Below are 13,855 nucleotides of genomic sequence, written 5' to 3'. Positions count from 1 at the left end.
TGACATTCTCTGAGCATAATTTTAAGGTACCTTATATCCATCCGAAAAATATATTTCTACAAGGAAGTGTTGTTAAGATTCTTCATTTTGGGTTTAGAAGGAATTATGAGTCCTATACCTTATACTTCAGAGACGTTTCTAATGAGCTACAAGGCTTTGGTTGTCTCTATTCTACGACCAAAAACTTGATTTTGAATTACTAATAGATGGTATAGCTGCAATAAGAGATTCATTGGTACAGGATATAGCTGCATGTAAGACATATGATGAAGTAATAAAATATGTTAATGAAGCTTATGACAAAGCTTATCAAGAAGAAAAGAAAACAAAGATAGTTGTTTCAAAACGGAGTTGGCGTATTTTTTCTATTGGAATGGGAATTTTTAGCGTTACAACTGTTGCTTTAGGAGCTTTTGCAGCATATTTTTATTTTTGGTCTATCCCAGTTCAGCGTGCGACAGTGGATGCACCAAAGTCATTTTATTTCTAAACATTATGATGATGTGGCAGATGATTTACAAAAATTTCAAGTAAATCGTTTAGGTAAAGAAGCAAAATATGTTTTAGCATCCTCTTATGTTCATTTAGATAACTTGTCTGAGGAGCAGAAATCAAGCGTTTTAAATACAATCACTCCATCTAGCGAGGAAAATCTTTTAGATTATTGGATTTATCTTGGAAGGGGAGACTATAAAAAATCTCTAGATTTAGCTCAGAACATTGGGGATGATCAGTTGACCTTACACGCTTATACTAATTTATATGAACAAACCCGTGAAGATAAGAATATGAAGGGTGCTAAAAAACAAAAAAAATTAAGTGAATATCGTAAAGAAATCGAAGAGCTTTCTAAAAAACTAGGTGTAAAAGTAGGTGAAGAAAAAGATGAGTAGAGAAGATAAGAAATTTTTTTCACAATACAGAAAAAGAACCGGTTTCTAATAAAATTTCAGGGCAAATTAAAGTGGTTATATTTGGTAAGCGACTTTCTTTACTCACTTTTATGGAAGGCGACAGTGTTGAAGTGCAAGGACTTTTTTTCAACGTGAATGATAGTAAGGTCTACTCTAATGGAAAAGAATTAACCAGAGGAAAAAATACTATTGAAAATAAGACTGTTTTTGTCCTTGAAGAAGAGAGTGACATTTCTGTTAGTTACATTTCTCCTCCAAATCAAGATTTTATTATTTCAAAAGAGAAAGAAGCAGATCTCCTCATTCACTCGAAAGCCTATGTTTTGTTCTCCAATGGTAAAGTTTATCTCTATCCAAATGGCTGTGTCTTCTATTTGAACGAGCAATTGATTTCTTCTGATATTATTTCTGAATTTAAAAAAGGAGATAGTATTTTTGTAGAGAACTATTTTATAGAGTTTTTAGAAAATCAATGGCAAATTTCATCGTTCTTTGAGAAAGCAAATTTCAATAGTCAAAGTGTCCTGTTGGAAGAGAAAAAGTCAATTTATCAATCTAATTTCCCAGTTTATCGTCGTAGCCCTCGAGTACTCCCCACGATATACGATAAACGTCAGAGAATAGAAAAACCTAAAAATCCCCCAACAAAACCTAAAAATGCTATTTGGCGAGCAATTGTTCCACCTTTAGGTATGGTTGCTCTTTCTGGATTGGTAGTGGTTTTAATGGGACGAAATGCCATTATGATGTTGAGTATGGGGGGGATGAGTGTTCTTACAGCTGCATTTTCAATTACGAGTTATTTTACTGATAAAAAAGAGTATAAACAAAAGAAGATAACAAGGGTAGAAGATTACGAAGCGTACTTATTAAAACAATTATCCACTCTACATAAGCATTATGCAGAGGAAAAGAATATTCTATTTTATCAGCAACCAAATATCAATACGTTAATTGATATGATTAAGCGTTATGATGAACGTCTCTATGAACGCTTACCTTTTAATGAGGATTTTATGACTGTCTCGCTTGGCTTGGGAGATATTGATAGTCAGCTTCAAATTGATTATCAAACAGACTTTTTAACCAAAGATAAGCTGACAATTTTTTCTCAAGATTTGTTAAAGACTTATGAGAAACAAAAAGGCGTTCCAGTTACAACAACACTTGCTCAGAATATTGTTGGGCTGGTTGCTCAACATGACATAGGTCAGTTGTTTATCCAGCAACTTTTATTGCAAGTTGCGGCTTTTCATTCTTATCACGATGTAATATTTGTTAATTTGACTTCGCAGGAAGATTATGATCAAATTTGGAAGAAATGGCGGTTTTTACCTCATTTTCTGTTACCAATGATTAATGTTCGTGGTTTTGTACATGATGATCGTACGAAAGATGCTGTGCTTACAAGTCTTTATCAAGTATTACAGTCTCGCATTCAAGACAAGGAACAGAAGGAAAGAACCTTTTTACCTCAGATTGTGATTGTCATTTCAGATGATCGCTTGTTGTCTGGTCATGCTATCAACGAAAGTCTTTCACGAGCAGATTTGGCTTCTTTTGGAGTAACTGTTATTTGGGTAAAAGAAAGTCGTCGTCAATTACCTGAAACGGTAACAACGCTTATTGATTTAAAGAATGGAGATACAGCTACTTTAATCAATAATAGAGGAATATATGTAAACCAAGTTTTTACTCCGTACCCGTTGATAGATGATTATGAAGGTGCTGTTCGTAGTTTAAGTAATCTAATTCATGAGGAAACTCAAAAAAATGCACTTCCTGATGCAATTACATTCTTAGAATTGTATAATGTAGAACAAGTTGGGGACTTAAATATTTCTAGCCGATGGGCTCGAGGAGATACATCGAAGAGCCTTGCTGTTCCACTTGGGGTTCGAGGAAAAGATGATATTGTCTACTTGAACTTACATGAGCGTGCTCATGGTCCTCACGGTCTTGTTGCCGGGACAACGGGATCGGGTAAGTCGGAGATATTACAATCTTACATTTTATCGCTAGCATTAAACTTTAGTCCAGAAGATATTGGTTTTCTCCCAATAGACTTTAAAGGTGGAGGGATGGCAAATTTATTTAAAGATTTGCCACATTTGATGGGCGTTATCACAAACTTAGATGGAGCAGGAATCCAGCGCGCGTTAGCTTCCATTAGAGCAGAGTTGCAAAAGCGTCAACGCCTATTTGGTAGATTTGGGGTCAATCATATTAATGGATATACAAAATTATACAAGGAAGGCCGCTCCGGAATAGAGGGAGATTTCCCTACTGAGCCGCTTCCGCATCTATTTTTGATCTCGGATGAGTTTGCTGAGTTGAAGCAAAATGAACCGGAGTTTATGACAGAGCTGGTAACAACGGCGCGTATTGGGCGTTCCTTAGGAATTCATTTGATTCTAGCTACTCAAAAGCCTTCTGGAGTTGTTAATGATCAAATTTGGTCTAATTCTCGATTTAAGTTGGCGCTCAAAGTAGCGGAAAAAGCTGATTCAAATGAGATTATAAAAACACCAGATGCTGCAAGTATTACTCAGCCAGGTCGTGCTTATTTGCAAGTCGGGAATAATGAAATATATGAACTCTTTCAATCAGCATGGAGTGGAGCACGATATGCACCAACAGTGAAAGCTCGTAGTGAAGAAGTTGACAATAGGCTTTGGATAATCAATGAGCTGGGGCAGTATGAACTCGCTACTACAGATTTGTCTTATTTAGAAGAGATGGTTAGCACAGACGCTAATACTGATGAGACTGAACTAGATGCTGTTGTAGAGTATATTGCTCAACACGCAAAGAATGTAGATCTTTGTATACCAGCTAAGCCATGGTTACCTCCGCTTGATGAAGATATTACGTCACCAATTTTAACTACGAAATGGACAGAGAAGAAACTTCACAAAGCTCCTTTTGCTCTAATGGATATTCCTTCAGAGCAGGCTCAGCGGATGTTAGAGTTTGATTTAGAAGAGTTTAGTCACAGTATCATTTATGCTTCTCCAGGGTTTGGAAAATCTCAAGCGCTTCAGACGCTAGTTATGAATTTTGCTCGGCTTAATAGACCAGATCAAATGCATTTTAATCTGTTTGATTTTGGAACGAATGGACTTTTTCCTCTGAAAGGTCTACCGCATGTGGCAGATATTGCTACTTTAGATGATGCCGAAAAGCTATTGAAGCTCCTTAAGAGTTTACAAAAAGAGATACAAAAACGCCGTGATTTATTGGCAGAATATGGAGTTACTTCTATTGAACAGTATGAGCAGAAGACAGGTCAGTATTTACCATTTATTTTAAATATTGTTGACTCTTATGATACTGTACGTGATCATCCACTCGAAAGTTCTGTTGAATCCGCTTTTCATCAGGTGTTGCGTGAGGGAGCAAGCTTAGGTATCTATTTGATAGCAACAGTTCTTCGGAACACTACTATGAAGTTAAGTATGCGAAGTAATTTTGCTACACAGTTTGTTTTGTATTTGGTCGACAAGGATTCTAAAAAAGATCTTATTGGTTTTGATGCTCTAGCTGATCAAGTAATTCCTGGTCGTGGTCAGATTAGATTTGAAGAACCTATTCGTTTTCAAGTATACCTTGCAACAGAAGGAAGTTCCAATCTTGAAAGATTGCAGAGTTTAGAAAACGCTATTGAGGTAATGGATAAGTTATGGGATGGCTCTAGACCAGAAGCTGTTCCAATGCTGGCTAATGAAATTACTTTTGAGCAATTTGAAAATGATGTAGCTGTCCAAGAGGAACGGCAAAAATACAATATTCCAATTGGTTATGATAAGGAAACAACGTTGGTTCGCTCTATCGAACCAATGAACTATGAATTTATTCTTCTCATGGATGATACTCCTTCTCAAACATATAGTATTGAGCGTACGATATTATCTGCTTTTTCAGAGTTTTCCGGGAAAGTGGATCGCGTAGTGGTTGATACTGATGGACGTTTTGTTGGTATGAATGAATACTTTGATACTAGAATTGAGGAGGCGAATATTAGCCAATTCCTTGGTGAACTATTAGGCATTATTCAGTCTGGTAAGCGTAGAGAGCAACCAATGTTTGTTTATCTTCCAGATATAAACTTAGCTGGTGATAAGATTGTACTGATGGATAAAGATGTAAATACTTTGTTCACAAAATCTTCGTCGGTCAACATTCATTTGATTTTCCATGGTTATCAAAGTGGCATAGTTAGCAAATTCACGCCATTCTTCAAACGGCTTCGACAAAATGTTCCAATGGGAACGTTTGGTACCATCTTTAACGAACAGAAAGTTGTGCCTGGTCGTACTCAATACAATGAACCATTGGTTGAACTTAATGAAACACAGTTCTTCGTTGGTAGAAGTGTTCATCGTTTGAGAATTCCGCAAGAAAAATAGGTACATAAAGCTTCCACAATAATTTCTGAATATGCTATAATAGAAGAAATCCTACTATTTGTAATAATTATAATGATTGTAGGATGTATATTATCATGAATAAATTATAAATATTTTGATGATAATGTTAAAATCAATTTAGGAGAAAAATCCATAATGGGTATAAAAAAAGGAAAAAATCACTTGCTTAGGAAAGGCTTGGCTATTTTATGTATAGTAATTACTGTAGGACTTCTTATCTATATGGGACAGTCAGATAGCCTTTCTTTTGTTCTAGGAACTAAAGAGAAGACGCATCTTCGTATTGGGATTGTGAATCAAGACGAAGGCGAACAGTTAAATAGCGCTCAATACAATTTTGGGGATGATTTTACAAAATTACTAGCGAAGGATGAGAAAAAAAAGGCAAGCTGGAAAGTCATGTCTAGGGACCAGGCGGAGAGTCAGTACAAGGATAATTCGCTAGAAGCTATCATTTACATTCCTAAAGATTTTTCACACAATATATTGCAGCTATCTAGTTTTAATCCTGAAAAGGCCAAAATTACATATAAAGTAAAAGATTCTGTAAAAAAAGAACAATCACTTGAGATGGCTCAGCAGGTTGGAGATTATGTTAATAGTTTAAATCAGAAAACGATTCGTCTGTACTTTACAAGTGTCATTAACAACCTTGATGATGCAAAACTTCAGATGAATACAATTGTTGGTGATGAGTCGGATATCTATGATTCTTTATCTACTTCAATTGTTCAACCTGCTGATAGAAGTATCAAATCAATAGATTCGATCCCTTCAATTGCAGAGAGTGTTCAGTCTTCTAATAGATCATTTGAGCAAGCGACATCAACTTTCAAAACTTCAACTGCTGATTTATTAAAAAGAAATGCTGAATCTTTAATTGGTCAAACAGATCCAATTTTAAAGTATAAGCAAGTTCAATCACAAGTTGCTAATCATAACGCTCAGGTGGCAGGAAACTCTGTTAAGAATCAATATGATAAAGATAACAAATTATACCTTGACCTTTATAAAAATTCAATAAGTTATTTACATCTTTTTGGGAATACAGAATCACCTACTGAGCCAAATGAACCAGATTCTTATTTGCTTCGTTTAGCTAAGCACATAGAAAGTTATAATGATAAAATAAATCATTCTCAAGAGCAGATTGAGCAATCTCAAAAGGAACTGGAGTCCATTAAAAACTCTCTTGAGGGTTCTCGTGACCAAATTTCTCAGAATTATTTTAATGGGGTGCAGGTTAATACAAGTTCTTTGGGAGAAGATAAAGATGCGATTTTAAAAGCTGTTAGTGATGGTGTGGATAAAGATAATGTGAGGCAGGCGCTGGCCAAACAGGTTGTTAATACTTTATCAGATTCAGATGAGTTGCCTGGAGATTATACTAATTATGTAAATAGTACAATTGCTTCTATTAGTGTTAATTCTGGAGATTACGCAACCTTATTTAATAAACTAAAAGAGTTTGGGGCTTTAACAGATGACCAAATTGCTTCTTACTATGCAAAATTAAACTTATTAGCTAGCTATGCTAGTGTTAAAGGTGCTACTACTGGCTCAATGCCAGGCTATAATTTTATAACGGTAGCTAATGATTCTTTGCCGTCAACAGATGCAAAAACAGTTACAATGGAGCATGTTTACCCTGAGATGACTTCTGAAGGAAATGGGGGTAATAAATATACTGCAACTACTATCCGTGTGACGAATATACAGGTTCAAGGTGCTCAGGGAGCTACGGTAGTTCCAAGTGTTGATAGTATTTCTGAACCTACTAGTCTTCAACTGCAAATTCAGCTTTCTCCTAATTATGGTCTCAATACGGTTGCATTTGATCTTGAGATTGGTAGTGAGAGAATACCTTTACAATACAGTTTCTTTTATGATAACAATAAGGGAAATGATGCATTAATTAAGACAGATTTGTCTAATATTTTTGAACAACTATCTAGAATTGATACCGCGGCAGCTACGATTAAGAACCTATATGGAAGCCCATCTTCGTCCTACGATATTGATATTGCTAATCCAGCAAGTAACTCAGTGGCAAAGATGTATGGGAACATTTCGCCATCATCTGTAGCGGATAAGCTACAACTAGAAGATGTGGACCAATATAGACAGTCAGGGATTGACCTATATGTTAAGTTAAGTGCAGAGATAAATCGACTTCAGAAAAATACCGCTTCTCTTCCACAACTGACAAAAGAAGAATTACCGAATGATTATTTTGCAGCAATTGTTGGAGAACTATCTGATTGGCATCAACAAGCTGTTGACGATCTAAATAAACAGTATGAAGAGTGGAAGAAAAATGGTCCAGAACTTCTGGAAGTTTCTCCAACAAGTTCTGGTGACAGTTTATCTAATAATAGACTTTATACAACGGATGATAGTAGTAATAGTCTGCTAGATATTGTTACAAAGCTGGCGTCTAATACTCGAAATACATCTGATACAATTACCTCTAATGGGAATGCAATCGGATCTATGGATACGCAATTTAACACTTTAGCAGAGCAAGCTAAAAGGGTCCAAGGAGAAGTGAAGGAAGTTCACCAACAAACAGAGTCGCTTATTAAGAATCAGGCTAAGAATATTGAAGATAGTACTGATTTTAATAAGAACTTTCAAGGAGTATTATCGAATGCTCGTTCAAACGGAACGGATAACCAAGCTGTTTTGAATTTCTTATCCAATCCTGTTGTAACTGAAAAAACAAGCCAATCTGGTGTTTTATCAAATACTCCAATATGGGTTTACTTACTCGTAATCTTACTTTTAACCAACATTGCTACGGGTCTGACAATTAGAGAGTATACTCATAGAAAGAAAGAGAAGACGGTTGAAAAAGAAGAAGAGGAACAATTTGAATAGGTAGAATCTTAGCGATAGAAAGGCTACTGGAAGTTGTAGAAAGTAATGATGAAACCAGTTTTAATATTGTGTATATCATCTATACTTAGCTTCGTTTATTCTAATAGCTCTTAAATTATTGGATAAGGCTGTGATAGAAATGTCACAGCCTTATTTTGAATAGATAAGTAAAAGTATAGAAACCTAATCTCAAGATTAAAGCGACAACATAAAAAATGAGAATTGAGGCTCAAATAGCTGTCTTTAATGATTTCTCAAACAATTTTAATAAATTTTTTAATCAGTCTGCTGCTTGAAATATTAACTAGGTGGACTAAATAAATATTTCTTATAGATTTTATACAGAATGCTGTTTCCCTTTCAAATTTTGAGATCAACTTCCCTTTTTGCTTCAAGAATTGAAGAGGTGCTATTCAGCTATTATCCATTTCAAAATTTTAGGGTGGAGTAGTTTTGGGCTTTCTGTTTCTTTGCTTGGGTTTTGCTCAACAATTAGTATAAAATATAGCTGTTTTTTTAGTTTTAGGAGGCTAACTTCAGTTTAGATCTTACTACTTATTATTGATTCCACTTTTTTGTACTAAAACAAACACAGGATCGTCTTCTAGGTTTTCATATCGGGCTAAAAGTGATAAAATAGTAGGCAGGAATTGGAGAGACGAGATGCCAAAAGAAGTGAATTTGACGGGCGATCAGGTATTGGCCCTTACGAGAAAATATCTGGCTGCGGAGGATGTAGCCTTTATACAGAAAGCTTTGATCTATGCTATTGATTGTCACAGTGGGCAGTTTCGCAGGTCAGGTGAGCCTTATATTGTGCATCCTATTCAGGTGGCAGGGATTTTGGCCACGCTCAAGCTAGACGCGGTAACGGTCGCCTGCGGCTTCCTGCATGATGTGGTTGAGGATACCCGTGCGACGCTGGATGATTTGGAAAGAGAGTTTGGGACGGATGTACGCGTGATTGTGGATGGGGTTACCAAGCTGGGTAAGGTCAAGTACAAATCCCACGAAGAGCAGCTGGCGGAAAATCACCGTAAGATGCTGATGGCCATGTCAGAGGATATTCGGGTTATTTTGGTCAAGCTGGCAGACCGTCTCCACAATATGCGGACGCTCAAGCACCTGCGCAAGGATAAGCAGGAGCGGATTTCCCGAGAAACAATGGAGATCTACGCACCCTTGGCTCACCGCCTGGGGATTTCCAGTGTCAAGTGGGAACTAGAAGATTTGTCCTTCCGTTATCTCAATGAAGTGGAATTTTACAAAATTTCCCACATGATGAAGGAGAAGCGTCGGGAGCGTGAAGCTCTGGTAGAAGAGGTAGTCCAGAAGATTGAGACCTATGCTGGCGAGCGCAATCTGCACGGTAAGATTTATGGCCGGCCCAAGCATATCTACTCGATCTATCGCAAGATGCAGGACAAGAAGAAGCGCTTTGATGAGATTTATGATTTAATCGCCATTCGCTGTATCTTGGATACTCAGAGTGACGTCTATGCTATGCTGGGCTACATTCATGAGCTTTGGCGGCCGATGCCGGGGCGGTTCAAGGATTACATTGCCAATCGCAAGGCCAATGGCTATCAGTCTATCCATACGACCGTTTATGGCCCCAAAGGTCCGATTGAGTTTCAGATTCGGACCAAGGAAATGCATGAGGTCGCTGAGTATGGGGTTGCGGCCCACTGGGCTTATAAGAAAGGTGTCAAGGGACAGGTAGACAGCAGAGAATCAGCCATCGGGATGAACTGGATCAAGGAGCTGATGGAGCTTCAGGATCAATCCAATGATGCCAAGGACTTCGTTGACTCGGTCAAGGAGAGCTATCTAGCTGAGGAAATTTACGTTTTCACACCAGATGGGGCAGTGCGCTCTTTGCCTAAGGACTCTGGCCCCATTGACTTTGCCTATGAGATTCATACCAAGGTCGGTGAGAAAGCCACGGGAGCCAAGGTCAATGGCCGCATGGTGCCTCTGACAACCAAGCTCAGGACAGGTGATCAGGTGGAAATCATCACCAACGCTAACTCTTTCGGACCGAGCCGCGACTGGCTTAATATTGTCAAGACTAGCAAGGCTAGAAATAAAATCCGTCAGTTCTTTAAAAATCAAGACAAGGAGCTGTCTATCTCCAAAGGGCGGGAGCTCTTGCAGGCTCAATTCCAGGAGCATGGCTATGTAGCCAATAAGTACATGGACAAGAAGCACATGGAAGAAGTGCTGCAGAAGACCAGCTATAAGACTGAAGAGGCGCTTTTTGCGGCGATTGGCTTCGGTGAGATTGGTGCCATTAGCATTTTCAACCGCCTGACAGAAAAAGAGCGCCGTGAGGAAGAACGGGCCAAGGCCAGAGCAGAAGCCGAGGAATTGGTCAAGGGCGGCGAAGTCAAGGTCGAAAACAAAAAAGACACCCTCAAGGTTAAGCACGAAGGCGGTGTGGTTATTCAGGGGGCGTCTGGTCTCCTCATCCGGATTGCTAAGTGCTGTAATCCTGTACCAGGTGATGATATTGTCGGCTATATTACCAAAGGCCGCGGTGTGGCCATCCACCGGCAGGACTGCATGAATCTCAAGGCTCAGGAAAATTACGAGCAGCGGCTGATTGATGTGGAATGGGAAGACAACAACACGACCAAAGAGTACACGGCTCACATTGATATTTACGGTCTCAACCGCTCTGGTCTCCTCAACGATGTGTTGCAGGTTCTGTCTAATACCACTAAAAATATTTCAACAGTAAATGCTCAGCCGACCAAGGATATGAAATTTGCTAATATCCACGTTTCTTTTGGCATTGCTAATCTGTCCATGCTGACGACGGTGGTGGATAAGATTAAGAGCGTGCCGGAGGTCTACTCGGTCAAGCGGACTAATGGTTGATCTATTTTGGAAATCATTATCTAGCTATATGTTACCGTTAAATCAAAGGAAAAGATATGAAAATAGTGATTCAGCGCGTAAAACGTGCTCAGGTCAGCATTGACCAGCAGCTGCACAGCAGTATTGGACAAGGTCTCCTGCTCCTAGTAGGCGTAGGGCCTGACGATAGTCAGGAAGATATGGATTATGCAGTCAGGAAGATTGTCAATATGCGGATTTTTTCCGATGCTGAGCGCAAGATGAACCTGTCTATCAAGGACATTGCTGGAGAGATTTTGTCAATTTCCCAGTTCACTCTGCATGCAGATACCAAAAAGGGTAATCGGCCAGCCTTTGTTAAGGCTGCTCCGCCAGAGATGGCTAGCAATTTTTATGATGCCTTCAATCTTGCCTTGAAGCAAGAGGTGCCAACTCGGACGGGGATTTTTGGGGCAGACATGCAGGTAGAGCTAGTCAATGATGGTCCAGTGACCATTATCTTGGATACAAAGAATCGCTGAGAAGAGAAGAAGAATGAAAAGAGGCTGGGACAAAAGTCCTAGCCTCTCAATTGTCTTTGGATTGTCGAGCAAGACGCAGTGGTTGAGTGGGCTCTACTACGCTGATTTCATCAGCTTTTACAGCCCTACTCAACTGTGCGGAGGTGGGACGACGAAATCGAATTCTAACGAATTACCGATTTCTGTCCCACTCTCTAATTTTTTTAGCTTCTGCAGCAATGGGGCTGTGGCTTCAGGTTGCATTCCTAAAAACTACCAATAATTTCTTGAGGAATGACTGGTTTGATGGTCGTCACTAGCTGATTGATAAGCTTTATCGCTTCAGCGGGCTCTGTGTAGAGCTTTTGAAAATAGGTCTGTATATTTTCTTCGAAATGCTGAGGTAATAGCATGCAGTTGGTTTTTGCAAACTCTAGCATTCTCTTTTCTCCAGGGTGAGTCTGTTCGTTTAGGGCGAAGAGCAAGTCAAAATAGGAAGCAAAAAATTCACTGCTACGGTGATTGATACTGAGCAGGTCCTGACGCTTGAGCGCTTTTTCTATTTGTTTGGAGAAAGCTGGCATGGCTTGATCGAGTAAGAGGAGCTGCTTCTTGATAATATTCTTTTTCAGTTCAGCTGGATAAGGTCGTCTGTACTTGTTTTGAAGCGCTCCATAGCGACCATTTCGGTCATAGATGATTTTGCTGTGGAGCAGATTGTGCCACATACAGGTGGTGTAGGCATTCTGAGCCTGATGGTCTAGGACTACAGTCTGCAGGTCTTTATCAAAGCTATCCAGTGTACGGTAAATGAGCTCAATTTCGATCTTGCTCTTCAGCACACAGTCATCCTCTAGTTCCCAAAACTGATTGCCGATTTCCATGTAGGAGCAGTACTTGCTGAGGATATCGCGTCGAGTCGTGGGAGCAATGGAATCTGTCAAGTAGATATAAACATCATAGTCTGAGTCTTTGTCAAAATGCTGTCCAGCACGAGAGCCACCGAGAACAATAGCTTCCACTTGATCTAGCTGGGCAAATTCTTTAAAGAGTTGTTGTGGCATAATTTTTCCTCGCTGATTTTTGACATCATTGTAGCAAAATGTAAGCGGGTTGGCAAGAAGAAAAAAACAGCTTTTGGCATGGTAGCAAGCCTGTAAAATTGAAACCCTGAGGAGTAGGAAGTGGATGAGCAGGAACTGGAAGTATTTGACTAAAAAGAAAATTATCTGGGATAGATAGGCTGAATATTTGACTTTGTGTGATAAAATTTTAGGACTTTTTTCTTTCTTTAAAATCATTGTCAGTTTTCTATTTTTTTAAACTCAACGCCTTATTTTTATCTGCAACTTTTCTTGGATTTTTGAGATAAGTTTTTAAAGATTTTTTTGATATTATTTAGTCCAAAAATGATAAGCATAGTAGGCAAGCAGAAGTGGCGATAATCCTTGATTTGTTTGTGTTTATGATTTCTTTCATTCTTTAGAAATATTTTAGAATTACTTTATAAATTCTTGAAGTTTGTCTTGTATAATCATATTAAAGAAAAGAAAGGAGTTTCTTACCATGGGAAATCTAGTTCAACAGATGCTGAATGCTCTGATTCAAATTGCTTTGTTTGCGTTTCTTCCTTTTGTTTGGTGGTTGATAGCAGCCAGAAGAAAAAGTCCATTTTTAGAATGGCTTGGCTTAAAACCGCTAAAAAATACTGGCAGCCGGAAGATCTGGCTGTGGATTTTGTTGGGTTCGCTATTTTTCTTGCTTCTTTCGTTTTTGCTACTATATACTACTGTAAAAGGTCTTAAGACAGCGACTTCAAACTTTTCAGGCCTCGGCTTTCAAGCCTTGCCAGCTATTCTGATTTATGGTCTGTTTCAAACTGCTCTGCCAGAAGAACTGCTATTCAGAGGTTTTCTTTTAAAGAGATTAGCTAGCCGCTTACCCTTTGTAGTGGCCAATAGCATACAAGCTGCTCTTTTTGGTCTGATCCATGGCCTGATGTTTATAACAATACTCTCTTGGCATCAAACCCTGCTCATCATTTTGTGTACGGGTGGCATCGCGGCTTATCTGGGCTTTGTCAATGAAAAGAAATCTGATGGCTCCATTTTAGCCAGCTGGATCATGCATGCCCTAGCAAATGTAGTTGTGGGTAGTTTATCGGCATTTATGCTGATTTGATAAATCGATAATTTCACTTCAAATCAAAAAGTTCCGATTTCCCTTGAAAATCGGAACTTTAGATTTGATGACAGGTGGGCAAAGAGTT

At 38.7% G+C, this 13,855-nt stretch carries 8 protein-coding genes; 7 read left to right on the top strand and 1 reads right to left on the bottom strand.

From position 1 onward, the window contains the following. Positions 1 to 160: 160 nt before the first annotated feature. The 6 genes from ELZ47_RS12025 (at position 161) to dtd (ending at position 11,607) form a co-directional block, all read left to right on the top strand. A complete protein-coding gene (locus ELZ47_RS12025; protein ID WP_232011362.1) occupies positions 161 to 490 on the top strand; it encodes a type VII secretion protein EssB/YukC in 330 nt (109 codons plus the stop codon). Further along, positions 465 to 893, top strand: a complete 429-nt coding sequence (locus ELZ47_RS12020; protein WP_232011361.1) for a type VII secretion protein EssB/YukC — start codon at positions 465 to 467, stop codon at positions 891 to 893. Before ELZ47_RS12025 ends, ELZ47_RS12020 begins: the two co-directional genes overlap by 26 nt. 71 nt (positions 894 to 964) lie before the next feature. After that, the gene (gene essC, locus ELZ47_RS10470) at positions 965 to 5,323 is read left to right on the top strand and encodes a type VII secretion protein EssC (RefSeq protein WP_232011360.1); all 4,359 of its coding nucleotides are present in this window, start codon (positions 965 to 967) and stop codon (positions 5,321 to 5,323) included. Between the two features lie 156 nt (positions 5,324 to 5,479). Further along, entirely contained in the window at positions 5,480 to 8,224 is a 2,745-nt protein-coding gene (gene esaA / locus ELZ47_RS10465) for a type VII secretion protein EsaA (RefSeq protein ID WP_125330821.1), read from the top strand. A gap of 663 nt (positions 8,225 to 8,887) precedes the next feature. Beyond that, positions 8,888 to 11,107: a RelA/SpoT family protein gene (locus ELZ47_RS10460; RefSeq protein ID WP_049543311.1), complete on the top strand. Its 2,220-nt coding sequence runs from the start codon at positions 8,888 to 8,890 to the stop codon at positions 11,105 to 11,107. Between the two features lie 56 nt (positions 11,108 to 11,163). Then, complete coding sequence (gene dtd, locus ELZ47_RS10455) at positions 11,164 to 11,607, top strand: D-aminoacyl-tRNA deacylase (protein ID WP_125330822.1); 444 nt, start codon at positions 11,164 to 11,166, stop codon at positions 11,605 to 11,607. A gap of 245 nt (positions 11,608 to 11,852) precedes the next feature. Here dtd and ELZ47_RS10445 read toward each other — a convergent pair whose 3' ends face one another. Continuing rightward, the gene (locus tag ELZ47_RS10445; protein ID WP_125330915.1) at positions 11,853 to 12,650 is read right to left on the bottom strand and encodes a nucleotidyltransferase domain-containing protein; all 798 of its coding nucleotides are present in this window, start codon (positions 12,648 to 12,650) and stop codon (positions 11,853 to 11,855) included. Positions 12,651 to 13,152: 502 nt separating this feature from the next. Here ELZ47_RS10445 and ELZ47_RS10435 point away from each other — a divergent pair. Then, positions 13,153 to 13,767 (top strand): CPBP family intramembrane glutamic endopeptidase, encoded by a 615-nt coding sequence (locus ELZ47_RS10435; protein ID WP_125330823.1) that lies wholly within the window; start codon positions 13,153 to 13,155, stop codon positions 13,765 to 13,767. Positions 13,768 to 13,855: the final 88 nt, after the last annotated feature.

Origin of the sequence: Streptococcus sanguinis, assembly GCF_900635155.1 — a bacterium.
GTDB lineage: Bacteria > Bacillota > Bacilli > Lactobacillales > Streptococcaceae > Streptococcus > Streptococcus sanguinis_G.
The sequence above is the reverse complement of the archived record's forward strand: the minus strand, read 5'-3'. Positions and strand labels throughout refer to the sequence as shown.

Excerpts from the sequence above, each read along its gene's own strand:
- ELZ47_RS10435 (WP_125330823.1), top strand. The coding sequence starts at position 13,153 with ATGGGAAATCTAGTTCAACAGATGCTGAATGCTCTGATTCAAATTGCT.
- dtd (WP_125330822.1), top strand. The coding sequence starts at position 11,164 with ATGAAAATAGTGATTCAGCGCGTAAAACGTGCTCAGGTCAGCATTGAC.
- ELZ47_RS12020 (WP_232011361.1), top strand. The coding sequence starts at position 465 with ATGCACCAAAGTCATTTTATTTCTAAACATTATGATGATGTGGCAGAT.
- ELZ47_RS10445 (WP_125330915.1), bottom strand. The coding sequence starts at position 12,650 with ATGCCACAACAACTCTTTAAAGAATTTGCCCAGCTAGATCAAGTGGAA.
- ELZ47_RS10460 (WP_049543311.1), top strand. The coding sequence starts at position 8,888 with ATGCCAAAAGAAGTGAATTTGACGGGCGATCAGGTATTGGCCCTTACG.
- esaA (WP_125330821.1), top strand. The coding sequence starts at position 5,480 with ATGGGTATAAAAAAAGGAAAAAATCACTTGCTTAGGAAAGGCTTGGCT.